Raw genomic sequence first — 22,995 nt, forward strand, 5'->3', positions numbered from 1 at the left:
CCAATATTCTTCTATTTTGGGTCTTTAATGTATTGAATAAGTGAGAGCGCGCTGAGTAATGCGCCTTCTGCGTCGCCTTGACATAGCCAATCACCAACCAATCCAACGTTGTTTTCTGCTGACCAAGCAAAGGCGTTATTGCCTTTATTTTCGGTAAATCGACTGAAGAACCAACGATGTGGCTCACCGTGTTTTAGTACTCTGTGTTCGGTTATGTCTGCAAAGGCTTGCAGAAGTGTCTGGGTGACCCATTCTTTATCATGATCAAGGTGCTGTTTAGTCCAATCTGGATGAGTTTGAATGACCCAACGATCTATTTTTTCACTGTGACGCATGGGTTTGTAATTGTCTTTAATCATGCGTTTGATTAGTGAATTTTTCGGTTCAATAAGCGCATTTAGATCACATGTGTCTGTTTCTAACCACATTGCCCATTGTGATTGATAAGAAGCGCTTGCTTGATTTGCTCTAAGTAGGAGTACCGCCAATTCGCTGTGAGTGGCTAATATTGAGGCCGCTTGCGGTGCTGGTGCTGCGATAATAATGGTTTTCGCTATCACAATGGGTTGGTACTTATCGTCTCTTAGTTGCCAGTGTGGTTGCTGGTTTTTTTCTGTTATTTGCTCTAAGTGTTGGATACGAGTATTTGTGATGAAATGTGTGTTACCTAGCAAATGACGTGTAATAGCGCTCATTTTGGGAACACCCACAAAGGCTTGAGTATCCGCTTTATTGAGTTGTTTCCATGGCGCAGCGACATGCTCTTTAGTCAGTTGTTTGAAGAGTTCAATCACTTCGGGCTGCTTAGCAACAACGTAAGGCGTACCAAGATCGCAGCTATGATCATCGTCTATTCTTTTGCTGCTTGCCCGACCGCCACTGCCGCGGCTCTTATCAATGACACATACCGTTTTGCCAGACTGGGATAGCAAATGCGCACATAAGCTGCCAGCAAGGCCTGCACCAATAATGGCAATATCAAACGTTGGAGTGTGAACTTGACCGGTAGATAATGTGTTCATTTCGTTTTTTCCCAGTGTCCATGTTGCTTTTCTTATACAATATAGAAAACTGTATAAGAAAAGCAACTGGATTGTACAAAAAAATTTGTATAGTTTTATTGGCGTCGTTTTTGGTGGTTATAGAAGTTTAGGTCACAATAGGTGAATTGCCTTATATGAGTGATGATTTGTTGGAAAAATGTATGAGTCGATCGAATCAAGCGGTAAAAACACACGGTGAAGCCTCCCAAGAGGTTTTAGATGAATCTGCGTTATCGAGTGGTTCAGGGTATTTTCCTATTCGAGATTTATCCTTAAAAACGGGGGTGAACTCTGTCACGCTTAGGGCTTGGGAGCGGCGTTATGGTTTGTTAAAGCCGAAGCGTACAGCAAAAGGGCATAGACTTTATGACCAGACTGATGTGTTGCGTGTAGAGGGTATATTGCGCTGGGTTCAGCAGGGTGTTGCTGTCAGTAAGGTAAGAGCTTTATTAGAACAAGGCGCTGCATTCGATGGCGTCTTACCTTCCAGTGAATGGTTGGAGTGGCAAGAGTCTTTAATCCATGCCGCAAAAATGTTTCAGGCTGATAAGATCGAACAGATGTACCAGCAAATTTTTTCTCAATATCCTGCTGAAATTGCGATACGAGATTGGTTGTTACCGAGCTTTGAGCAGTTAGGGAAAGGGGCGTTTTTAGCGTTTTCTGAATCGGTCATATTGTCATGCCTAATGACGCGACAAAGTCATTTTAACGTTCAGAAAAAGAGCTTACCTAAGATGCTAATAACTGGTCTGTCGTCTCAGCGTATCTTATGGTGCTATATGTCAGCGGCTATCTTACTTGATAAGGGGGTGTCGTGTCGTGTGGTGCCAAATATACAACACAGTCAAGATTGGTCTAGCCTTGTTGAGGCAATAAATCCAAGGTCTGTATTAGTCTTTTGTGAAAATGAATTTGCTAATAAAGTGACTGACTTTATACAGCAAATACAGCAATGGCGACGGCCTGTTGGTGTCATAAGTCCAAGCTTTTGGTTAGCGACTCGTGAAGTTGCTATGCCTGAGGTTGCGCAAGTAAATGTTTATTCTGAGCTTTTAGAGGGCGTAGTGGATTTCTTGGGTAAAGTGTGACATTGAAAGTAAAAAGCTATTAGATAAATATCTATAATATATTTTTCTTATATTAAGCCTTCCCTTAGTCTCTATAGTAAATCAACAGGAGACTCAACATGGCTAAAACAATGACTTTTGCGGTAATGCACTTTTCGATAGCGTTTTCGGTCGCGTACCTTATAACTGGCAGTTTGTTGGTTGGCGGCTTGGTGGCGATAGTGGAACCCGCTATTAATACGGTCGCGTTTTATTTTCATGAAACTATTTGGAATAAAATTCAACAGACCAATGTGGCTTCTGAGTTGAGCAACACTATTCAGGCTGCAGGGGAAAATTACGCCCTAAGATCGATGTGATTTTTTACAGACGTTAAAAATGCCCCACCAGAGTAATGTTCCGGTGGGGGCGTGTTCATTAAATCATTTGATAGGATTTAATAAGAAGTACAATACTACAGCAACCGCGATCGGAGCTGTGAACTTCATCGAAAAGTTCCACAACTTGTAGATCGTATCTGAGGTTTCTAGCTCATCTTTTGCAAACTTATCTTTCACTATCCAGCCAGCAAACAATGCAATCAAAATACCACCTAGTGGCAACATAATGTTGGCAGTAATGTAATCTAAGAAATCGAATGTGTTTTTGCCGAAGAAAGTAACGTCAGCCATAAAGTTAAACGAACCTAGGCAGGCAATCCCCAATCCCCAAACAATCACGCCTAAACCAATAGAAGCGGTAACTCGCTTCATTTTCAAGCGTTCTACCAAAAAGGCAACAGTTGGCTCTAGTAAAGAAATCGCGGATGTCCATGCAGCAACACCGACTAACACGAAAAACAGAGTGCCAAACAACTGGCCAAAAGGCATTTGACCAAAAGCTACAGGCAGTGAAATAAACATCAAGCCTGGGCCTGCGGCTGGATCCATACCGTTTGAGAAGATAATCGGGAATATAGCAAGACCAGCCACTAGAGCCACTAGAGTATCCAGTGCACCAATAGTCAAAACTGTTTTACCGATAGAGGCTTTTTTGGTCATATAAGAACCATAAGCCATAATGGTTCCCATGCCAAGAGATAGGGTGAAGAAAGAATGACCCAAAGCAATTAGCGCTGCGTTCCATGTGAGTTTGCTAAAGTCAAAATGAAACATAAAGTTCCAGCCTTGAGCAAAACCGCCAGTCGTCATTGCATAACCAAGTAAGATGATTAGTAAAACAAATAACGCTGGCATCATAATGCGAGTAGCGGTTTCAATCCCTTTATTAATACCTGCTGCAACGACAACGACGGTCATGATGCTAAATAAGGTATGCCAACCTAGAAGAGTGGCAGGGTCTGCAAGAAGAGCACCAAAGGCAGTTCCTGCCTCATCAGATGAAATGCCACTCATTTCGCCTGTTAGCATGACTTTTATGTAGTGAAGTACCCAGCCACCAACCACAGAGTAGAAAGAAAAAATTAGAACGCCAGACAGCATTCCCATGACACCAATTAGGCCCCATTTTTTAGTACTGTCAGATTCTTCTGCTACGTCACTTAATGCATTTATTGGATTTTTACGAGCACGTCGTCCAATAAATACTTCGGCCATCATTATCGGGATACCAACCAGTAAGATACAAGTTAGATACACAAGAACGAAGGCGCCACCACCATTCTCGCCGGTAATGTAAGGGAATTTCCAAATGTTACCCAAACCGACAGCAGAACCTGTAGCTGCCAAAATAAAGATCCATCGGCTCGCCCACGAGTCCTGGATTGATGTTTTATTTGTCATAATTATCTCTAAATGGTTGAAAGCAAAAACATAAACAGCGATCAGAGTTGGTTTTTTGACCCATACCTATGCTTCCTATTTTGCCAGCACGAAATATTGCTGGTAAGCAAAACTCTGAGTAGGGGCGGGATTTTCCGAATTTCGATAGGGATATGCAACTAAAAATGTTTTTTTGTGGCGTTTTCTATCATTTTGCTTGTTCCTTACCTTTTAAAATGAATTATCAATCAATAAGGTTACGCATGTAATAGTTAGTTCTCTAAATAAATATCTGGACATATATTTGATTTCATGTAGAATGATTAGACATCAAATTAAATTGTTTTAAATATCAGTTTATTGACGTTAAGCCTCTTTATTTAGGCGGTTACGATGTTTGGTAACGGTCCGGCTTATAAGTTTAACTGGTTATAAATACTTTGTTTTCTAATGGATATAATTATGAATTCAGAAAGAATTGTGTTTACTAAACCCAGTGCGATAGATGGTATGGCTGTTAATCAGTTGGTGGCAGCCTGTCCACCACTGGATACAAACTCGGTGTACTGTAACTTGCTACAAGCAAGCCATTTCAACGAAACCTCGGTTGTTGCTAGTGTGGAGGGTGGAAGTATGTTGGGATTTGTCTCTGGTTATATTATCCCCAATCAGCTAGACACTTTGTTTATCTGGCAAGTAGCGGTTAGTGAGAAGGCGCGTGGGCAAGGTTTAGCGAAAAAAATGCTTTTATCACTACTGGAAAGAACAGCATGTGCAGGTGTGCGTTACATTGAAACTAGTATTACAGCATCAAATGAAGGTTCATGGGCTTTGTTCCGACGACTGGCAGACCAGTTAGAAGCGGCTTTAGAAGAATCTGTAATGTTTGATAAGAAAGATCATTTTAAAGGATTACACGATACCGAACATTTAGTCAGGATCGGTCCTTTTTTCAAGAAATCAGAGATCTGATGGATTTATCAGGAGATAAGTTAGAAATGCGATGAGTCCTAAAGTGTCGTTCTCAGTTTTTGCTTTCTAACATATTGCTCAAAACAACAGTTTATTCACTTAAAGGATGATGAAAATATGAAAATTTTTGACGAAATCGAATCAGAAGTACAGTCTTATGCCCGCTCTTTCCCACGCGTTTTTCACCGTGCACAAGGAGGCTCACTTGTTTGACCAAGAAGGTAATAAGTACCTAGATTTCTTGGCGGGCGCAGGTACTTTAAACTACGGCCACAACAATCCAGTGTTTAAAGAAAAATTGGTGGAATACATTCTAGAGGATGGAATTACACATGGTCTAGATATGCATACGAAAGCCAAAGGTGAATTCCTTGAAGTATTCAAAAAGCACATTCTTGAGCCTCGTGGTCTTGAGTATATGGTGCAGTTTACTGGACCAACGGGTACTAACGCCGTAGAAGCAGCGCTGAAATTGGCACGTAATGTCACTGGTCGTGAAAATATCATCAGTTTTACCAATGGTTTCCACGGTTGCAGTTTAGGGGCTTTATCCGTAACGGGTAATTCTCATCATCGTGGTGCTGCAGGTACTAGCCTTGGTGCTGGCGTTTCTACCGTACCCTTTGATGGTTATTTAGGTGATGGTATTGAAACTACTGAGTATCTTGACAAGGTTCTATCTGATTCTAGTAGTGGTGTTGATACGCCTGCTGCCGTGATTGTTGAAACGGTACAGGGCGAAGGTGGTATTAATGCCGCAAGCTTTGGTTGGTTGCAGAATCTAGAAGCCGTTTGTAAAAAGCACGGTGTTCTTCTAATCGTTGATGATATCCAAGCGGGTTGTGGTCGTACTGGTACCTTCTTCAGTTTTGAAGACGCTGGCATTAAGCCGGATATCGTTACTATGTCGAAATCACTAAGTGGTTATGGCTTGCCGTTCGCAGTTGTTCTTATGCGTCCTGAGTTGGATGAGTGGAAGCCCGGTGAGCATAACGGTACATTCCGTGGTAATAATCTTGCCTTTGTTACGGCTAAAGTAGCCATTGAGACTTACTGGAAAGATGATGCGTTTGAAAAAGAGATTAAGCGTAAAGGTGAGTACATTCATGAGCGTACACAAGCGATCGTCAATGAATTTGGTGAGGGTAACTTCACTCTTCAAGGTCGAGGCATGATGCGAGGCATTAACTGCGTGAGTGGTGAGTTGGCTGGCAAGATTACTAAAAAATGCTTCCAGAATGGTCTGATGATCGAAACATCTGGCGCTGATGATCAAGTCGTTAAATTCCTTTGTCCGCTTATTATTAGTGATGAAGATCTAAAACAAGGTATTGATATTTTAGAGAATGCCATTCGTGATGTGTGTGCTAAAGAAGACGATATGCCTGAGGCAAAAAGTTATTTTGATGAGAACTATGATATCGCTGTCTAGTCTCTCTTATACAAAGCCGCCTTCTTATTTTGAGGGCGGTCTTTTGTGTCGAACACTTGAGTGAAGTAAATAGTAAGTCAAAAACCTCAAGTTTCTTTCGGTAACGCTTTACCGACAATGAAGCGATCTTCGGATCATAAGGAGAAAAGAATGTTTGCACGTGATTTAGCTGAATGTGAAAAAACCGAACGCCGTGTTGTGTCTCCAGACGGAAATTGGGAAAGCACTCGTCTTTTATTGAAAGAAGACAATATGGGCTTCTCTTTCCACATTACGACTATTTATGAAGGTAAGGATTTTGATATGCACTATCAAAATCACCTTGAATCTGTGTATTGCATTTCTGGCGAAGGTGAAGTGGAAAGTCGCGAGACGGGTCAAAAGCATCATATTAAGCCAGGTGTTGTTTATGTGCTAGATAAACACGACGCACACACCTTACGAGCGTTTAAAGAATTGAAATTGGCTTGTGTCTTCAATCCGCCTATTACTGGCAAAGAAGTACATAACTCCGAAGGCGCTTACGAGCTGTTGGATTAAGAATACATATAAAATCAATTCGTTAATATTGAAGGAGTAGATGAGGGGGTACGATAATGTCCGCGTCGGCATCAGCTTTAGCAAGAAATGTTTTTTATGATACGAAGCTTTTGGAACAAGAGCTTTCAAGTAAAAAAATTCTAGTGAAGAGTGGGTGAAAAAGAACATACGAGGAGAACAAAAAGATGTGTATCCCTCTAGACAGTATTCTTCACCAACGCACATTCATCGCCAAGACCCCGTTATTTACTCCAATGACCGAAAAAAGCGCCGCTCGAAGAAGCGCTTTTAGATCAGTATGAAAAGAAAGGTTTTTTATTCTTAGATGATCTTTTTGATGATCATGAAGTGGCTGATATGCAACGACATATGCAGCGCTTACGAGACAGTGATGAAATAAAGCACAGAGCAGAAAGTATTACAGAAGTGAGTAGCGGTGATGTTCGTTCGGTGTTTGATGTTCATAAGTTGAGTCATTTTTTTCAGAGTATCGCACAAGACCCACGGTTAGTTCGAATTGCAGAATATCTTTTGGGTGACGAGGTTTATCTTCATCAGACGCGTTTGAATTATAAGCCAGGATTTCGTGGAAAAGATTTTTACTGGCATTCGGACTTTGAAACATGGCATACGGAAGACGGTATGCCGCGTATGAGAGCCTTGAGTATGTCGATTACACTGACTCCCAATGATTATCATAATGGCCCTTTGTTGTTGATTCCGGGTTCTCATCAAACGTTTATATCTTGTGTTGGTGAAACACCAGACAATAACTACCTTTCTTCGCTTAAAAAACAAGATGTTGGCATTCCAGATGATGTCTCATTGCAGTCATTGATTGAGCAGAATGGTATTGAAGCAGCTGTTGGTCAGCCTGGCAGAATTATTTTGTTTGATTGCAATCTGCTACATGGCTCAAATAGCAATATTACTTCATCGCCTAGGTCGAATTTATTTTTTGTCTACAATGCCTTGTCGAATCGTGTGGTTTTACCGTTTGGTAATACGGCGCCAAGGCCTGAATACATCGCGGCTAGGAAGTCGATTAAAGGCCTCAAAAAGAGCGATTAGTGCTTAAATTTTCCGCAACCTTATGACAATATAGCGGCAGTTTTAAATTTCGGCATAAGTTGGCTTTTAGCCCCTTAAAAATTGGAAAAATGATGGGACAACATACAGTTGAGAAAATCGGCGGCACGTCCATGAGTGACTACCGTTCAGTTAGAGATAATATAATTTTTAAACCCACTTTAGCGAATAATATGTACCAGCGAATATTCGTTGTTTCTGCTTATGCAGGTATGACAGATAAGCTGTTGGAGCATAAGAAAACGGGTGACGCAGGTGTATTTGCTTTGTTTGCTCAGGAGCGCAAGCAAAACAATTGGTTTCCTGCTTTGCAAGATGTTCGCAATTCAATGTTGGCAATCAATCACAGCCTATTTGAAGCGGGAGAGCTACGCCATAAAGCGGATGCTTTTTTAAATAGTCGTTTGAAAGAAGCTCAAGAATGTTTAGAAGACTTGCATCGTCTTTGTCAACACGGACATTTCTCAATTAGTGAGCACCTTGCGACAGTTCGTGAAATGCTTGCCAGTCTTGGCGAGGCACACAGTGCTTGGAATACCGCGCACCTTTTACAGCGCGACGGTGTAAACGCTGTGTTTGTTGATTTGACCGGTTGGAATAGTCCAAGTCATATGTCGCTTGATGAGCGTATTCTAGATGCGTTTAAAGATATCGATTTAAGCAAAGAGCTTCCTATTGCGACAGGTTATGCGCACAGTGAAACAGGTCTAATGTCTACTTTTGACCGTGGTTACAGTGAAATGACATTTAGTCGAATTGCGGTTCTGACGAAAGCTCATGAAGCCGTTATTCATAAAGAATTCCATCTAAGCAGTGCCGATCCTCGTTTGGTTGGTGAGAGTAAAGCGGTGCCAATAGGTCGGACCAACTACGATGTCGCTGATCAGCTTGCTAATCTTGGGATGGAAGCGATTCATCCGAAAGCGGCGAAAGGTTTACGCCAAAGTGGTATATCATTGCGTGTGAAGAATACCTTTGAGCCAGAGCATACTGGTACGCTTATTACTGGTGATTACGTCAGTGATGCACCTTGTGTTGAGATCATTGCTGGCTGTCGTGGCGTATTTGCCGTGGAACTGTTCGATCAAGATATGGCAGGTGATATCGATAAATTTGATGTGGATATTCTTAAAGTATTAAGACAATTCCATGCGCATATCATCGCTAAAGACATTAATGCGAATACCATTACACACTATTTGGCTATCAACCTGAAAACCTTGAAGCGTGTCATGAGAGTATTGCATGAGCGTTTTGCAGACGCTGAGATTACGCAACGTAAAGTGGCGATTGTTTCCGCGATAGGTAGTGATATGAAAACCACAGGTATGTTAGCGAAGGCGGTAAAAGCCATTGCAGAACAGAATGTGAATGTGTTGGCAATGCACCAATCTATGCGTCAGGTAGATATGCAGTTTGTTGTCGATGAAGAAGATTACGAAAAAGCCATCTGCAGCTTACATAAAGAATTGGTTGAAGTGCATAATCATGGTCGAGCTATCTGTTTAGCGTCCTAATCGATAAGTAATTTGTCCAAGTGAAGACTACCAACCCTAAATGTTAGAAATGACATTTAGGGTTTTTTTATATTAATGAGAGGCCTTTGACGTTTAGAGCCTTAATTTTGCCCTAGTCAATGTGAACGATAGGGCTGCCGCGATTGAATTCCTCCGCTGTCACCGCTTTACTCACATAGTAGCCTTGACCAAAGTCACATTGAAAATTAGCGAGCATTTTCCACTGTGCTCTGGTTTCTATGCCTTCTGCTAATACTTTAATATTAAGTTTATGCGCCATGGCAATAATGGCTTCGACAATTTTTCGGTCGTCTGGGTCTTCTTCTAGGTCTATCACAAAGCTTCGATCAATTTTTAATAAATCCACGGGAAGATTTTTTAGCTGAGAAAGAGAGGAATATCCTGTGCCGAAGTCATCAATCGCAATACAAATGCCCATGTCTTTAAAGGTTTGTAGCAGTGCTCTTGCGAGGTGGACGTCTTCAAGAATAGATGTCTCAGTGATTTCAAAGCCAATTAAATTAGCCGGCACTTGATATTTAATCAGCAGCTCTTTAACTAAAACAACAAAATATGGGTCAGACAATTGCGAGGAGGCAAGATTGATATGCAGTAAAATATCGGGTCTATTCTCCAATTTACGTCTAGCCAGATAAGCAATACTTGTTTCTAGAATCCAGTAGCCTAACACCACAATTTTTCCCGTGCTTTCGGCCAGTGGAATAAAATCATTGGGGAAAATTAAGCCTTTTTCAGGATGATTCCAGCGGATCAGAGCTTCTGCACCAATGACTTGGTTGGTATGAAGGTCAAACTGGGGCTGAAAGTACAGTTCAAACTCATTTTTTTGCAAGGCCTGTGTTAAGTCTTCTTCTGCTTTGACCAAGTTATGAGTGCTGATTTTCATATTTTCAGTATAAAAAGCGTATTGATTTTTACCTTGTGACTTTGCTTGATACAAAGCCATATCTGCGTTCTGCATAATAGTGACTAAGTCATAGCCATGTTCAGGTATCATGGCAATGCCAAGAGAAGTACTGAGCATGTACTCACGTGTCTCTAGTTTTGCTGGAGCACGAATGCTCTCTAATATTCGTGTGGCTTTTTCGCCTGCTTGTTTTTTACTGCTCACGTCACCCAATAAAATACCAAATTCATCGCCACCTAAGCGGACCACTAAGTCGGAAATACCTTTTAATTTAGTGAGACGATTTGCCACAATAACCAGAACATGATCTCCAACATCATGACCTATGGTGTCGTTAATGCGTTTAAAGTTATCGAGATCAAAGTAAATAAAGGCTGAAATACGCTTAGCCTTTTGATTATCAAATAGTATTTGTGGAAGGCTATCTTGTAGGTAACGACGGTTTGGTAAAGCAGTTAAAGGGTCCTTATAAGCTAAATCTTGCAGTTCTGCGGTTTTTTCTTTTACTAAAACTCTGAGTCTAAGTGGCTGAAGTAAAATACCGTATAGCGACATAGCGAGTAAAAGCGCCACAATAATAGAAAGCATATAGCCTGATATTCTGCGTTTTTCTAATTGTTGATCTAAATCACGGCTAACGCTAAGGGTCCATTTACCAACGGGCAGAATCAACTCCGTTGACGCTTTGATATCCGTTAGAGGCATAGCTGAAGAGAAAAGAGGAATGCTTTGGTTGCTATCTGCGTAGATTCTGGTAAGGCTGAATTGATAGCCCTCTTTCTCCAGTTGTTTTAACTGTGTCGTTTCTAATAGATTTTCTAAATACACAACTGCCGAAGCAAATCCCCAAAACAATTCATATTGGGTTTCTTTATGTAAAAAAACCGGCGCACGACTAATCACAGCTACACCGCCTTGAACGAGAGGAACGGGACCAATAACAAAGAGTTGGCGATTTTGAATAGCTAATAAGGCCTCATCTTTGAATCTTGGTGTTGATACAATATCGAGTCCAATGGCGGCTTCATTGCCCTTCAGTGGATAGATTTGTTTAATAATACCGTCTGGTGAGAGTTGCAGGTTTTCAATGCCACCAATTGACTGTATCAGTTTGTCTGCGTAGCTATCAAACCATTCGGTATTACCATTATTTAGTTCAACTTCATAAGCTAATATTTGCGCCGTGGTAAAAATAGAGGATAGACGGCGTTCGAGAAGAGAGGCTTGCGTGCGAGAAAGGCCGCTTAAAATAGATTGTTGTTGATTAATAATGGAATTGGTCGTGGATTGGGTCCAATAAACACCAAATAAAGCAATAGCAAAAAAAGCGACCAACGAGAAAAATAGAGCTGAAGGCTGTTTAAACTCGGCTTTTTTCAATGAGCTATCCTTTATTCGATAATTGATAAACAGTCTGGAATCATACACATAAATTGCTTAGAGGTATTTGGTTTTTTTGTAAATTCATATGAGGTTATTGTTTTGATTATATTGCATTAAGCGGCAGTTAAACCAAACGATAGTTGATGGAGAGAAGAAGAGTTCGCCACGATTTAGTGATCAAATCGTGGCGTGAAAAGCCATTTATACTAGGGCGAGAAAGACACCTGCGACGGCAATCAAGCTACCCATAATGCGAGTCAAAATGGGAGCTTGAAAACGAGCCATTATAATAGCAAAGCCGATACCAACAATATGCAACAGTGCGGTTGCAGCAGCAAAGCCTAATGCATATTCAGCTCCGTTAGCATTCAAAGGCATTTCTAAACCGTGAGCGGCGCCATGGAAAAGAGCAAACAATCCAGCAATGCCAGCACAAACGGCAATAGGGAAACGTGCCGCGCCAACTAACAAAGCGCCCATCAGAATCACCGACAAGACAATGCCTTGCTCGATGAAAGGAACTTGCACACCCGCAACCGCTAATCCGCCACCAACCAACATGGTGCCAACAAATGCGGCAGGAATCGCCCACAAAGCACGACCACCAAGGCTTGCAGCCCAAAGGCCAATGGCTAGCATCGCTAACAAATGGTCCAAACCACCCATAGGGTGCATAAAGCCCGTCATAAAGCTGGTTGTGTGTTCGTGTCCTGGGTGAGCGGATGCAAGAGCGGGTATAGCGGCAACAAGTGCGGCTAATGCCATTTTAAGCGATAAACGCATGGATTTGTCTCCAAAAAATATTTATAAATATTAAGACCGTACAAAATGGTCTTGTCTAAACCACCGCTCTTGCGGCTGGAACAGAAGATTCTAACATACCCACAGTGTGGGTAAATTGAATGATCTTGCCAATCGATAACGAAATATTCAGCTGCCAACAAAATACGGTGGTAAATTAATCTTCTATTTAGTGTTAACTATCCATTTCATAATCAGTCTGATTTAATTTGGGCAATCAATCTGGTGTTTACCTAGGAGTGAACTATGGCCTTCCATCTATGGACTTTGTTTTTCTTGGCTTACTTGGTGACCACTCTGTCACCGGGGCCGAACGTATTGTTGGTGCTTAAGAACAGTATTCAATTCGGTTGGAAATCAGCCTTCATTACTATTTTCGGTAATTTGACCTGCCAGTTGTTGATCGTGTGCTTAGTTGCTTTGGGTGTTGGCGCATTGTTACAAACATTGCCGGTTTGGTTTCTGGTGATGAAAATATTAGGCGGAACCTATTTGATTTACCTTGGGATTAAAGCGTTACGATCCAAAAAGAAATCTACTTTTGATGCTATAGATAATACAGTTGTCACTAAGTCGACTAAAACCGGACTTGCGCTGTTTGGTGAGGCGTTCTTGGTTTCAGCCAGTAACCCTAAAACGTTGATATTTTTGTCTGCCTTTTTACCCCAGTTTTTAACCCTAGAATCGCCAGCGTATCAACAGTTTTCGATCATGTTTATTACTATCTGCGCTATCGTTACTAGCGTGCATATCGGCTATGCTTTTGGTATCGCTCGCCTAGGAAAACGCTTTTCATTAAAAAACATGGAAGCAAAAATCACCAAAATAACAGGCGGCTTGTTTATCACCATGGGTGGTGGAATATTGTTGAGTAACCGATAACGTAAACGGAAGGACGTATACGAACAAACTAACAATGATTGTGAATAGAAGTATGACAGAAAGCCTTATTTACTCTATTTATTAGGTGGCAATAAGGCCTTGTTACTAGGTGTTTCCAAAATATTACATATGATGAGACAGTTTCACTCCAAAATTCACGCTGTGATTGTTTTCGAATGTTACTTCATTGCTCGCTAGATTAGCCTTAGCTTCACCAATCCATGTATAGGATACGCCTGTCGTAATGGCAGTGTTTTGTGTTGCTTGATATTTTAGCCCAGCAGTTAATGAAGTATAGCCATCGGTTGGTGACAGGTTACTAACTAGGTTTCCTGATGGTTTTTCATACGCGATGGAGAGTAACCCTGTAAAGTTGTCTGTTAGTTTCTGGCCAAGCCCGAGAGAGTAGGTGAGAGAGTTGTCTCTATAACCAACAAGGTTATTTGCTTGATTGACAAACTGGGTGAAAAGCGGGGGAGTGATTTTTGTTTTGTTCCATTCAACCCAACGGGCAGAAAACATCAGAAGTGTGGATTGTGTAATACCAGTCTGAAAGTCGAAGTTTAATGATTTAGGCATATCGACGTTAAACGACGTCTCTTTCGTAAAAGAGGAACTGACTATATTTTCTTGGCTATCAAAATTCACCTTTATCGCTGAGTGATAGGTTAACGAGGTCCGAAGCGCGATATCTGGAATTTCATAGGCTGCGCCCAACAGATAACCCCAATCGTTCTGAGTATCTGTTTTCATGGTGTAGAGTAGATTGTTCGATCGCTGATTGACGGTAACATCACCACTTGATGTGACATTTCTTAGCCCGCCATAGACTGAAAAAGGAGGATTTATTTTATAGCGAACGATTCCGCTGATGGCTATGGTATCGACAGAAGCACGGGTTCCAGAAAGGGGATAAGTCGAATTTGAAGGGTAGCGAATATCTGCACCAAAAGGTTGATCTACAATAATGGCTATGGAAGTTGAGTTGGACACGTCTTGTTTATAGGCGCCACCGAAAAAATAGCCTTTTTTTGCCACGTTTCCTGATTGGATTGAATCCGTTAGCTTGCCTGATACTTCTGGATCAACGCTATAGGCGCTTAATTCAAGATACGTTCCTTGCTCGAATAGAGGGGCAATGGGTTGTCTTGATAGATCCATACCGCCGGCATATACCTCTTTGGCACTAATTGAGCAAAGAGTGATCAAAATGACTATGTTTTTCATGAAACTTTTACCTGTTATCGGTTCTATGTCGGCTTAACGTTTAAAATGATGCTGTAAAGCAAATAAAAAATATTTGGGCGTGTCTTTTATGGCGGCCAATAATAAAGTAATTGTAAAGGATTGCTAAATGGTAAATCGGTTATTTCTAAAGTCTGAGGCTGAACGATTATGGCGAGCGGTTGGGCGCAAGATGGCGCGGTGCAAGATCAAATAGACGCGACGGTAGACTCTGAAGTCGAGCGTGCAAAAAACAGTATGCCAAAAGGTAAGAGCCTGACTCATTGTGAAGCATGCGACGCAGTGATTCCTGAGCCTCGTCGCAAAGCCATTCAAGGTGTACGTTTGTGTATTCAATGTCAGTCTGAGCAAGAGAAGAAAGGTCGAACGTCTTGGTACAATCGGGCGGGCAGTAAAGACAGTCAGCTAAGATAAAATCGATAAGTTGTTTTTGTCATTGCATTGATATTGGTTCCAGTATTCTTCATGGAATCTGTGTATTTATCGTTGAATTTAGCCTGCTTGATCTTCTCTGTTGTGGTAAGGTTTCGCTTATCTAAAAGGGCGTTTTGATCATGAGTCTAACGCACTGTTTCTTTCAGAATAAATTAAGGATGAGCTTGTGGTAGACACTTACTCAACAGAAGTAAATAAATTAGAGAAACTGCGTGCGGCTTGGTTGCCTGCGGTGGAGTTTCTTTTTGGCGAAGCCGTTGCCGAAGCCAAGTTTGATGGTTTTGAAGTTGGTGATGACATTGCCAAACCAGGTGCGGTATTTGAACACGCCGATGAACCATACCGTTATAAGATTCAGATGCCAGCTCGTGTCTTCAGTAATGATGTCATGTTGTTGGCGGATGTCATTCAAGAAATGGTTCGTGGGCAATATCCTATCGGTTTTGAAGGCGCTAAAACGCCAGCACTGTGTGAAGGTGTTGCGGTCTTTGGTGCAATTACCGCCATCAAGCAAGTGTTTGGTGAAGAGTCTGTCGATTCATATCTAAATGCATTGCGTGAACAAGCGTTTCCTTATTACGACGCGTTCTCTTATGTGGCGGTTTTGTTAGCTGAAGATCCACAAGCCATTAAGAAATTACGTGGTGTTCAACCTTTCTTGTACAAGGTAGAGCGAGTGGATTTTGAGGCTGCTCAGGTAGAAATAGACCGTAAAATCAAAGACATTCTTTTATTGGCTTTTCGTGCTTAACAACGACGTTACATCGAACAGAAACAAAAATGCCGCGTGATCGCGGCATTTTTGTTGGTAATGTTAGCTAAGTATCGTATTAGCTTTTTAGTTCAGACAATTCTTCACTAAACCAAATTTTGCGTTTAAAGCGAGGGTTTTTAGACGACATATCGATTTTATAAGGGTTAGGCTCGTGGATCTGTGGCAAATCAAGAATGTTGCAAAGCTCTTGAGCAAGCCATTTCTCTACTTTTAGCACAACCATTTTCTTACGCAAGCGACCTTGCTCATCACGGTTTAAAATCGTGGGTAGGGTATTCAGCGTTAAAATCTCACCAATTGCTGGATGCGCCATACGCTCACGACCTTCATCGCTGGCATAAAAATGCGATACGGCAAACACCATGCGTTGAGGATTGATTTGTTGTAAGAATTGGCAAGATTTTACCACGGTAGAACCCGTGCGAACCATGTCGTCAAACAATACAATGCTCGCACCATCTAGGCCGTCGAAAGTGTGTTCGCTTTCTTTATGGAGAGTGATTTCTACTTTACGTTCAGCGGTACGGTCTTTGTCTAGCATAATAAATTTTGCTTTGCTTAGGCCGAGTGTTTTGTACATTTGCTTAACGAAGTCACGTGCGCCTTTATCGGGAGCACAAAGTACTAATCCTTCCCCATCTTCACCGTAATGTAGAATGTTTGAATTCAACAAGTAATGCGCGTAAATCTCATAAGGAATTAAATTATGGAAGTCACCTTCAAATACTTCGGTAAACATCTTTTGAACGGACTCGGAATGGTTGTGAATGGTCATCACAGTGTCCACGCCAGATAGTTTTAGCAACTGTGCATAAAGTTTGGCAGTAAAAGGCTGGCCATCGAATTTTTTAATATCTTGGATATCACGTTCAAAACTGGTTTCGCCTAAGCTTTGGTGAGGACCACGATCTTGTGCACTATAGAAAAGATCTGGCTCGACCAAAATGACGCGGTCGGCTCCGTTCTCTTTTGCTGCACGGGCGATGATCAGGTTAGACATCGCCAGTTCTTGACGACTTTTTACGTGGCTGCCAGTACTCACAATGATGACAGCCTTACCCTTGAGTTTGCGGCCAATATTATCGAAATCGGCTTCATCGGAGATAAACCGAGGGCAAAACTCGGAATTCATGAACTGCTTCATACTGATTAAATCAGCGATGTCTTCGTGTTGCCCCATTGCATAAGCGACATCAATAGCAAAAGGGTTATCGGAAGAGTTACTAACAACGACGACATTAGTAGCCTGACCGGTCAACAAAGTCATGATAGATCCTTAACTAAGGGTATGGGAATTTGCGCTGATTTTAATACTTGTAGGTTTGTTTCGATAGGGTTGATTGAGGATAAATGGCATTTTTATAAGGATTGGACATGGCTAGGGTCACTTATGCACCAGATAATGGCTGCCAATATCATGCTTCCTATCTTGAAACATTTAATTTGAGTGAATAGATTGGAACCCTTTGCCCTGCTATATTCTGATTAAGGCTTGTTTATAAACCTCTCTAAAGAGACTCGTGCGATTATGACAGACATTCGAAATATAGAAAAAACACTGCTATCTGACAATTGGTATACCTTGAATAAGTTTTCTTTTGAACTAAAAGGCAAAAATGGTCAGTGGCAACGTCAAGAGCGTGAAGCGTACGATAGAGGAAACGGCGCAACTATTTTGCTGTACAACGTTGAAAAAAAGACAGTGGTACTGACACGACAGTTTAGAATGCCTACTTTCGTTAATGGCAATCAGGATGGCATGTTGATTGAATCTTGTGCTGGATTATTGGATCAAGATAACCCCGAAGATTGCATAAAACGAGAGACGGAGGAAGAAACGGGTTTTAAAGTCGAGCAGGTACAAAAAGTCTTTGAAGCCTACATGTCACCCGGTTCTGTGACAGAAATTTTATACTTCTTTGTGGCTGAATACTCGGACAACATGAAGGTATCCGATGGTGGCGGCCTCGAGCACGAGCAAGAAAATATCGAAGTGCTAGAAGTGGATTTTCAATTAGCGTGTGACATGATAGTTTCAGGGGAAATTAAAGATGGTAAAACCATTATGCTGCTGCAATATGCTAAATTAAACGGTTTGCTATAATGCACAAGTAAAATTTAATGCTTCCCCTGAGTTGAGTTAGCCTATTTTTTTGTGCCAGAATAAAATCAACTTGGTGCCGTTGATGACGCGTTAAATTCTTTATTTAAACGAAATTGATGTGGAAGATAAACTGGCGCTGTTGGTGGCAAATGGTGCCAGATGGATTTTAAGGTAGCCACGGTAGCTGGCCCATATAAGTTAGCTGGCACGCCAACAGAATTGAGCCAGTGAGCGATCCAAGGGTTAAGTGGATTATCGTCAAAACCGAAAAAGGTCATCTGTTTAATAGGGTCTAGTCCTGCTTCTTGTGCACGACGATATGCGCCATAGGCTAGCATATCGCTGAGGCAGACAATGACATCCGGTCTTTTGGGCATGTCTAAAAAAGTTTGCATGCTTTCGTAACCAACTTCTAAATGATTAAGTCCTGCTACGTGAGCGTGAGGGATATCGTTGGGATCAATACCAGCTTCTGACAACCTATCTAATAGGCCTCTACGTCGCTCTACAGCGGCAGTAAAATTGAGTGAGGCATGAATGATCCCAATGTTTTTCTTTCCATGCTGTAAAAGTAAATTTGCGACATCTACACCGGCTTGGTAATTATTGATGCCAACATAATAGCTATGCTCTTGATCTGGGGCGGGGCGATTAATAAAGAGTAATGTCGTGCCACTGTTACGGTAATCAGTTAAAAGTGCACTTTGAACGGCACCAATGATGACCACCGCACGAGCCAACTGAGACTGCATTTCTCGTAAGTATTCGTCTTGTATCGTTGCTTCTTCATGAGTATCGCATAAGGACATAATGTAACCCTCCCCCTTAAAGCCAGCTCTATCGATGAAGCGATGGCTGACATTGCAGGATTAGCCAAGCTTGCCGCTAATACACCGACCATCCGACTTTCTTGACATCTTAACGCTCTGCCAACGCTTGCTGGTCTGTAGCCGAGTTCTTCCACCGCTTTTTTGACTTGAAGGATCGTTTGTTCTGATGCCTTGTTGGTAATGCCGTTGATAATACGAGAGGCGGTTGCAGTCGAAACATTGGCATGAGCGGCGACCATCGCTAAAGACGCTCTTTTATTCGAGGTGTTTTTTTGCTTTCTGCGCGGAGCTGATGGCATGTCTCTTCCTTGGGATAAAGGCATTAAAGAGCCAAGATTTTAGCCTTGATCGATAGTGGCAACAAGCAAGTTACTGATGTTGCTGTTATTAGGTGTGCTTTCGCTCTTGAGCGAAGTGTAATGACGTGGTTATACTTATTTGGTTAATCGATTAACCAAATAATTTTTAAGCATTCAATACAATAAAGATAATAAGGACTGTTGTTATGAAAAATAAGCAAACGACGCGTTACGCTGCTGCGTTACTTGTGGTGTCTTGTGTTCCATTTTCTGCGGTACAAGCTGAAAATAGAATTGATATTATCCGAGCAGATGCCCCTGAATTAGCGGCTTATGGCGAGCAGACAGTTGGTGTTAGACAATTAGACTTTATTCATAAAAGCCAAATAGACATTGTAAACACAGACACTAATAGAAAAGAGGATGATGTTTTTCCGTATTACGATCGTCCATTAACTGTACAGGTTTGGTATCCTGCTGCTTCAAATGCCAAGGGGGAAACGGTCTTAAAGGCGCTGATCCGAGATGGCAAAACCCTAGTTGATCTCCATGGTAAGGCCATAGTAGATGCTCAACCTGCGACTACTAAAACGTTGTTTCCGCTCGTAATTCTGTCACACGGTTATCCAGGTAATCGTTTCTTGATGTCACCCATCGCGGAAAATATTGCCTCAAAAGGATATGTCGTGGTGTCTATTGACCACACTGATTCAACTTACAGTACTTTATCTAAAATTAGCTCAAGCTTGGTGAATAGAACCAAAGATCAGTTGTTTATTTTGAATCAAATAGATCGTTTAGCAAAAGATAAAACCTCCTTTTTGTATAATCTAGTAGATGTAAACAATACTGGGATTATTGGTTATTCAATGGGCGGGTATGGCACAGTGGTGACCGTGGGTGGTGGTTTGACGCAATACGCTTTGGATCAAAGAGAAGGTTTTTTCTCTACACCGAAAGGCACTTTAGATCAGTATTTGAGCGGAAGTAAAGAGTATCTCGCCTTAGCGGATAGTCGAATTAAAACCGCGGTCACTTTTGCGCCTGCTGGGATGAAAAGGCATTTTATGGATTCAAACACAGCAAAAGGTATTCGAGTTCCTATGCTATTTATAGCGGGGTCGGTGGACGATGTGGTTGGCTATGAAGACGGTGTGCGTGCTTTATGGAAGTCGGCAACCAGTGTTCATCGCTCTTTGCTGACATTCGACTATGCAAATCACAATGCAGGCGCACCGATGGCACCACCTGAAGAAGCCAACAAAGTGGACGCTGATTTAGGCTTTAATTTAACCATGCATTATCTTGATCCTGTTTGGGATAACGTACGCATGAATAATATTTCAACACATTTCATTACCGCGTGGTTAGGTCAGTATTTGAAACAGGATTCTGCTATGTCGAGCTATTTTGATTTAGTACCTCTATCGAATGATGGTCAATGGAGCAAAGATAAAAATGGCATGGAGAACTCAGACAATACCTACTGGAAGGGTTTCCCTAACAGAAGCGCAAGTGGCTTGAGATTGGAAACCTTAAAGGCTGGCTCTTAAAAAAACAGCCAGCAGCGTCATGTATTGATAACCTAGGCAAGACCTCTCAGCAGTTAATAGGTCTTGCCTTTAGTTTGTGTTATGGGTAAATGATGAGCTAAAGGATGATCTAAGGTAACGCTGTAATTTTTTCGAAATTGCATTGGCGTGACATTGAAGGCGAGTTTAAATTTTTTAGCAAAATAGGCTGAGCAGTTGAAACCACTCTCAAAGGCAATGTCTGAGATTGGTTTATTGCTTTCCGTTAGGAGTTGAATGGATTTTCGTAACCGATAATTTAACAGGTAGTTGTTTGGTGAACAGCCTAGAGCGTTGCGGAATATTCGATAACATTCACTTTCGCTGATATTTGCTGTCTGACTTATATCGGCAATGGAAATGCGCTCTCCATAATGACCATGAATGAAATTTAGCAAGGTTTGTATTCTTCTTTCGTTCGTCTTTGAGCGGTTTTGAGTTGCGGTGATGTCTTGCTGATTGGTACAGAAGATGTGCCAGAATTTCATTAGCGCAATGTTCATATAAAACTCGCGGTCAGAGCCTTCTTTTTTCCATACATCAAAGGCTGTCACCAGCTCATTGATGACTTGCTGGTGCCAAGCTTTGTTATTGGAGAATTTATAAAATAGCAGCTCTTTGTTATTGAGAACAGGCAGCACATGCTTTTTATAAATCAGCCCAAAATCAACACCACCCAATATTTTGGGACTGAACACCACGTTGAGTATTCGACAGTCTTCAGAGCCATGATTCGTTAGCTTGTGTAAGGTGTTGGCATTGATAAAGACCATTTCGCCCGTTCGGATTATGTCGCTGGAATGAATGCATTCAACCTTTGTTGCGCCTTCTACCACCAGTACAACTTCAATTTCGTCGTGCCAGTGCCATGGTACTTCGCCACCAACAAAATGGGAAAAGCGTTCGTCGTAAGATCCACAGGGAAAGTCATGACTTCCGTGAATTGTGAGTTCTCTACCATTCTCTTCTGTTTCAATCTTATAAATTTGCATGGCATCGCTTAGTAACGTTGTTAGGTTAAATGGCTCGGCAGAATTGTTTTGATAGAATCGTTATATTTTAAGAGAGTATATGCCTATAGATAAAAAAATTAGGCGGTATTGTTCTAAGTCGTTCAAAATAGCCAAATTAAAATAGGTAATCAATGTCATGCTTTTGCTTTTTATCATCTATATCGCTTTTATCAGTTTAGGTTTACCTGATGCCGTGCTTGGTTCATCTTGGCCGATTATGAAAAACGACTTAAATGCCTCGCTGGAATTTGCCGGTGTTATTTCTCTCATCATCAGTGCTGGCACCGTGCTCTCCAGCCTTTATGTGACAAAAGCGATTCATTATTTTGGTATAGGAAAAGTCGTTGCGCTAAGTGTCTTGCTGACTGCGATAGCATTATTTGGCTTTAGTATGTCCAATATAGCCTGGGCGCTTGTGTTCTTAGCTATTCCGTTAGGTGTTGGAGCGGGCGCTGTGGATGCGGCACTGAATAATTTTGTTGCCTTGCACTACAGAGCCAAGCACATGAACTATCTGCATTCATTTTGGGGTGTTGGTGCGACCGCTGGACCACTTTTAATGGCGAATTATTTGGCTCTCAAAGATGGTTGGCGCGATGGCTATATGACCATTGCGATTGTGCAATTTTTACTGGTCATTTTATTATTTGCTTCGCTTCCTCTGTGGAAAAAATTTGTCATTAGCTCAGTAAGAAGCAATGAGACCAACACTCCGTTAGTGACAAATGCTTCCGCACTAAAAATGAAAGGTGTCCCACTGCAGTTAGCGGTATTTTTTAGCTATTGCTCAATAGAAATGAGCACTGGTTTGTGGGCGGCGAGTTATCTCACAACAGAGCGCAATATTTTACCAGTAGACGCTGCTTTTTGGGTCGCCATGTACTATTTAGGTATTACAGTAGGGCGCTTTGCCTGTGGCGTTATTGCTGAAAAAGTGACAGAAGAAACCCTTATCCGTTCAGGCGTTGTCATTATCTTGTTTGGTTGCATTTTGCTTGCGCTACTGTTTTCAGATGAGGCTCGCCAAAATAGGCTTGATATTGATTGGGTTAGGTTGCGCCCCAATTTTTCCTAACACCATTCAAATGACACCTAAACGTTTTGGCTCATCGGCATCGCAAGCCATTATTGGTTTATCTATGGCCACGGCTTATATCGGTATCATGGTTGTACCGCCAATACTTGGTTTCACCGCAGAGATACTCACCTTTGCTTCGTTCCCCATGATATTGCTGTTGCTGGCAGGCATTATATTGCTGACCACCGAACGCTTAAGGCGTTATCACAGCACCTTCTTACGTTAATA

General features: G+C 41.7%; 21 protein-coding genes and 2 pseudogenes. 14 read left to right on the forward strand and 9 right to left on the reverse strand.

The features are described 5' to 3' along the window. Nucleotides 1-11: 11 nt before the first annotated feature. Nucleotides 12-1,022 carry an NAD(P)/FAD-dependent oxidoreductase gene (locus tag AC0L6V_RS22725; RefSeq protein WP_265220611.1) on the reverse strand — a complete coding sequence of 337 codons (1,011 nt, stop codon included), beginning with the start codon at nucleotides 1,020-1,022 and terminating at the stop codon, nucleotides 12-14. Between the two features lie 182 nt (nucleotides 1,023-1,204). Between AC0L6V_RS22725 and AC0L6V_RS22730 the strand changes: the two genes are divergently transcribed. Then, on the forward strand, nucleotides 1,205-2,134 hold the full coding sequence (locus AC0L6V_RS22730; protein ID WP_265220612.1) for a MerR family transcriptional regulator: 930 nt from the start codon (nucleotides 1,205-1,207) through the stop codon (nucleotides 2,132-2,134). A gap of 98 nt (nucleotides 2,135-2,232) precedes the next feature. Continuing rightward, nucleotides 2,233-2,472, forward strand: a complete 240-nt coding sequence (locus AC0L6V_RS22735; protein WP_265220613.1) for a DUF2061 domain-containing protein — start codon at nucleotides 2,233-2,235, stop codon at nucleotides 2,470-2,472. A 63-nt stretch (nucleotides 2,473-2,535) separates the two neighbouring features. Here AC0L6V_RS22735 and AC0L6V_RS22740 read toward each other — a convergent pair whose 3' ends face one another. Next, entirely contained in the window at nucleotides 2,536-3,894 is a 1,359-nt protein-coding gene (locus AC0L6V_RS22740; RefSeq protein ID WP_265220614.1) for a sodium-dependent transporter, read from the reverse strand. A gap of 441 nt (nucleotides 3,895-4,335) precedes the next feature. On the opposite strand from AC0L6V_RS22740, the gene ectA reads away from it, so the two are divergent. The 5 genes and pseudogenes from ectA to AC0L6V_RS22765 all read left to right on the forward strand — a co-directional run bounded on the left by ectA (nucleotide 4,336) and on the right by AC0L6V_RS22765 (nucleotide 9,423). Then, nucleotides 4,336-4,845: a diaminobutyrate acetyltransferase gene (gene ectA, locus AC0L6V_RS22745; RefSeq protein WP_265220615.1), complete on the forward strand. Its 510-nt coding sequence runs from the start codon at nucleotides 4,336-4,338 to the stop codon at nucleotides 4,843-4,845. 117 nt (nucleotides 4,846-4,962) lie between these two features. After that, nucleotides 4,963-6,277 (forward strand): annotated as a pseudogene (gene ectB / locus AC0L6V_RS22750) (diaminobutyrate--2-oxoglutarate transaminase). 150 nt (nucleotides 6,278-6,427) lie between these two features. Further along, nucleotides 6,428-6,817: an ectoine synthase gene (locus tag AC0L6V_RS22755; RefSeq protein WP_067013657.1), complete on the forward strand. Its 390-nt coding sequence runs from the start codon at nucleotides 6,428-6,430 to the stop codon at nucleotides 6,815-6,817. Between the two features lie 327 nt (nucleotides 6,818-7,144). Then, nucleotides 7,145-7,888 (forward strand): annotated as a pseudogene (locus AC0L6V_RS22760) (phytanoyl-CoA dioxygenase family protein); the annotation flags it as partial. 92 nt (nucleotides 7,889-7,980) lie between these two features. Then, nucleotides 7,981-9,423, forward strand: a complete 1,443-nt coding sequence (locus tag AC0L6V_RS22765; protein WP_265220618.1) for an aspartate kinase — start codon at nucleotides 7,981-7,983, stop codon at nucleotides 9,421-9,423. A gap of 112 nt (nucleotides 9,424-9,535) precedes the next feature. Here AC0L6V_RS22765 and AC0L6V_RS22770 read toward each other — a convergent pair whose 3' ends face one another. Together AC0L6V_RS22770 and AC0L6V_RS22775 are read right to left on the reverse strand one after the other, a co-directional pair. Beyond that, entirely contained in the window at nucleotides 9,536-11,731 is a 2,196-nt protein-coding gene (locus AC0L6V_RS22770; protein WP_265220619.1) for a bifunctional diguanylate cyclase/phosphodiesterase, read from the reverse strand. A gap of 204 nt (nucleotides 11,732-11,935) precedes the next feature. Further along, nucleotides 11,936-12,517 (reverse strand): HupE/UreJ family protein, encoded by a 582-nt coding sequence (locus AC0L6V_RS22775; protein ID WP_265220620.1) that lies wholly within the window; start codon nucleotides 12,515-12,517, stop codon nucleotides 11,936-11,938. A 264-nt stretch (nucleotides 12,518-12,781) separates the two neighbouring features. Between AC0L6V_RS22775 and AC0L6V_RS22780 the strand changes: the two genes are divergently transcribed. Further along, on the forward strand, nucleotides 12,782-13,417 hold the full coding sequence (locus tag AC0L6V_RS22780; RefSeq protein ID WP_265220621.1) for a LysE family translocator: 636 nt from the start codon (nucleotides 12,782-12,784) through the stop codon (nucleotides 13,415-13,417). Between the two features lie 123 nt (nucleotides 13,418-13,540). On the opposite strand, the gene AC0L6V_RS22785 is transcribed toward AC0L6V_RS22780, so the two are convergent. After that, nucleotides 13,541-14,644, reverse strand: a complete 1,104-nt coding sequence (locus tag AC0L6V_RS22785; RefSeq protein ID WP_265220622.1) for an OmpP1/FadL family transporter — start codon at nucleotides 14,642-14,644, stop codon at nucleotides 13,541-13,543. 168 nt (nucleotides 14,645-14,812) lie between these two features. Between AC0L6V_RS22785 and AC0L6V_RS22790 the strand changes: the two genes are divergently transcribed. Both AC0L6V_RS22790 and AC0L6V_RS22795 read left to right on the forward strand, forming a co-directional pair. Then, nucleotides 14,813-15,076 (forward strand): DksA/TraR family C4-type zinc finger protein, encoded by a 264-nt coding sequence (locus AC0L6V_RS22790; protein ID WP_265220623.1) that lies wholly within the window; start codon nucleotides 14,813-14,815, stop codon nucleotides 15,074-15,076. Nucleotides 15,077-15,263: 187 nt separating this feature from the next. After that, the gene (locus AC0L6V_RS22795) at nucleotides 15,264-15,848 is read left to right on the forward strand and encodes a hypothetical protein (protein WP_409419130.1); all 585 of its coding nucleotides are present in this window, start codon (nucleotides 15,264-15,266) and stop codon (nucleotides 15,846-15,848) included. Nucleotides 15,849-15,927: 79 nt separating this feature from the next. Here AC0L6V_RS22795 and AC0L6V_RS22800 read toward each other — a convergent pair whose 3' ends face one another. Further along, complete coding sequence (locus tag AC0L6V_RS22800) at nucleotides 15,928-17,139, reverse strand: phosphoribosyltransferase family protein (protein WP_265220625.1); 1,212 nt, start codon at nucleotides 17,137-17,139, stop codon at nucleotides 15,928-15,930. A gap of 261 nt (nucleotides 17,140-17,400) precedes the next feature. On the opposite strand from AC0L6V_RS22800, the gene nudK reads away from it, so the two are divergent. Continuing rightward, complete coding sequence (nudK, locus tag AC0L6V_RS22805) at nucleotides 17,401-17,976, forward strand: GDP-mannose pyrophosphatase NudK (RefSeq protein ID WP_265220626.1); 576 nt, start codon at nucleotides 17,401-17,403, stop codon at nucleotides 17,974-17,976. Between the two features lie 65 nt (nucleotides 17,977-18,041). Here the strand turns inward: nudK and AC0L6V_RS22810 are convergent, their stop codons facing one another. Both AC0L6V_RS22810 and AC0L6V_RS22815 read right to left on the reverse strand, forming a co-directional pair. After that, nucleotides 18,042-18,785 carry a LacI family DNA-binding transcriptional regulator gene (locus AC0L6V_RS22810; protein ID WP_265220627.1) on the reverse strand — a complete coding sequence of 248 codons (744 nt, stop codon included), beginning with the start codon at nucleotides 18,783-18,785 and terminating at the stop codon, nucleotides 18,042-18,044. Next, nucleotides 18,668-19,129 carry a LacI family DNA-binding transcriptional regulator gene (locus AC0L6V_RS22815; protein ID WP_418138635.1) on the reverse strand — a complete coding sequence of 154 codons (462 nt, stop codon included), beginning with the start codon at nucleotides 19,127-19,129 and terminating at the stop codon, nucleotides 18,668-18,670. The genes AC0L6V_RS22810 and AC0L6V_RS22815 overlap by 118 nt, the downstream gene beginning before the upstream one ends. Before the next feature lie 182 nt (nucleotides 19,130-19,311). Here AC0L6V_RS22815 and AC0L6V_RS22820 point away from each other — a divergent pair, with 182 nt between their 5' ends. Next, a complete protein-coding gene (locus tag AC0L6V_RS22820) occupies nucleotides 19,312-20,658 on the forward strand; it encodes an alpha/beta hydrolase family protein (protein WP_265220628.1) in 1,347 nt (448 codons plus the stop codon). A 53-nt stretch (nucleotides 20,659-20,711) separates the two neighbouring features. Here AC0L6V_RS22820 and AC0L6V_RS22825 read toward each other — a convergent pair whose 3' ends face one another. After that, the gene (locus AC0L6V_RS22825) at nucleotides 20,712-21,668 is read right to left on the reverse strand and encodes an AraC family transcriptional regulator (protein ID WP_265220629.1); all 957 of its coding nucleotides are present in this window, start codon (nucleotides 21,666-21,668) and stop codon (nucleotides 20,712-20,714) included. A gap of 157 nt (nucleotides 21,669-21,825) precedes the next feature. Here AC0L6V_RS22825 and AC0L6V_RS22830 point away from each other — a divergent pair, with 157 nt between their 5' ends. Beyond that, nucleotides 21,826-22,764 (forward strand): MFS transporter, encoded by a 939-nt coding sequence (locus tag AC0L6V_RS22830; protein WP_418138636.1) that lies wholly within the window; start codon nucleotides 21,826-21,828, stop codon nucleotides 22,762-22,764. A 10-nt stretch (nucleotides 22,765-22,774) separates the two neighbouring features. Next, the gene (locus tag AC0L6V_RS22835) at nucleotides 22,775-22,993 is read left to right on the forward strand and encodes a hypothetical protein (protein ID WP_265220631.1); all 219 of its coding nucleotides are present in this window, start codon (nucleotides 22,775-22,777) and stop codon (nucleotides 22,991-22,993) included. Nucleotides 22,994-22,995: the final 2 nt, after the last annotated feature.

Source organism: Marinomonas sp. G8-14, assembly GCF_055808935.1.

Excerpts from the sequence above, each read along its gene's own strand:
- AC0L6V_RS22725 (WP_265220611.1), bottom strand. The coding sequence starts at position 1,022 with ATGAACACATTATCTACCGGTCAAGTTCACACTCCAACGTTTGATATT.
- AC0L6V_RS22730 (WP_265220612.1), top strand. The coding sequence starts at position 1,205 with ATGAGTCGATCGAATCAAGCGGTAAAAACACACGGTGAAGCCTCCCAA.
- AC0L6V_RS22735 (WP_265220613.1), top strand. The coding sequence starts at position 2,233 with ATGGCTAAAACAATGACTTTTGCGGTAATGCACTTTTCGATAGCGTTT.
- AC0L6V_RS22740 (WP_265220614.1), bottom strand. The coding sequence starts at position 3,894 with ATGACAAATAAAACATCAATCCAGGACTCGTGGGCGAGCCGATGGATC.
- ectA (WP_265220615.1), top strand. The coding sequence starts at position 4,336 with ATGAATTCAGAAAGAATTGTGTTTACTAAACCCAGTGCGATAGATGGT.
- AC0L6V_RS22755 (WP_067013657.1), top strand. The coding sequence starts at position 6,428 with ATGTTTGCACGTGATTTAGCTGAATGTGAAAAAACCGAACGCCGTGTT.
- AC0L6V_RS22765 (WP_265220618.1), top strand. The coding sequence starts at position 7,981 with ATGGGACAACATACAGTTGAGAAAATCGGCGGCACGTCCATGAGTGAC.
- AC0L6V_RS22775 (WP_265220620.1), bottom strand. The coding sequence starts at position 12,517 with ATGCGTTTATCGCTTAAAATGGCATTAGCCGCACTTGTTGCCGCTATA.
- AC0L6V_RS22780 (WP_265220621.1), top strand. The coding sequence starts at position 12,782 with ATGGCCTTCCATCTATGGACTTTGTTTTTCTTGGCTTACTTGGTGACC.
- AC0L6V_RS22785 (WP_265220622.1), bottom strand. The coding sequence starts at position 14,644 with ATGAAAAACATAGTCATTTTGATCACTCTTTGCTCAATTAGTGCCAAA.
- AC0L6V_RS22790 (WP_265220623.1), top strand. The coding sequence starts at position 14,813 with ATGGCGAGCGGTTGGGCGCAAGATGGCGCGGTGCAAGATCAAATAGAC.
- AC0L6V_RS22800 (WP_265220625.1), bottom strand. The coding sequence starts at position 17,139 with ATGACTTTGTTGACCGGTCAGGCTACTAATGTCGTCGTTGTTAGTAAC.
- nudK (WP_265220626.1), top strand. The coding sequence starts at position 17,401 with ATGACAGACATTCGAAATATAGAAAAAACACTGCTATCTGACAATTGG.
- AC0L6V_RS22810 (WP_265220627.1), bottom strand. The coding sequence starts at position 18,785 with ATGTCCTTATGCGATACTCATGAAGAAGCAACGATACAAGACGAATAC.
- AC0L6V_RS22815 (WP_418138635.1), bottom strand. The coding sequence starts at position 19,129 with ATGCCTTTATCCCAAGGAAGAGACATGCCATCAGCTCCGCGCAGAAAG.
- AC0L6V_RS22820 (WP_265220628.1), top strand. The coding sequence starts at position 19,312 with ATGAAAAATAAGCAAACGACGCGTTACGCTGCTGCGTTACTTGTGGTG.
- AC0L6V_RS22825 (WP_265220629.1), bottom strand. The coding sequence starts at position 21,668 with ATGCAAATTTATAAGATTGAAACAGAAGAGAATGGTAGAGAACTCACA.
- AC0L6V_RS22830 (WP_418138636.1), top strand. The coding sequence starts at position 21,826 with ATGCTTTTGCTTTTTATCATCTATATCGCTTTTATCAGTTTAGGTTTA.
- AC0L6V_RS22835 (WP_265220631.1), top strand. The coding sequence starts at position 22,775 with ATGACACCTAAACGTTTTGGCTCATCGGCATCGCAAGCCATTATTGGT.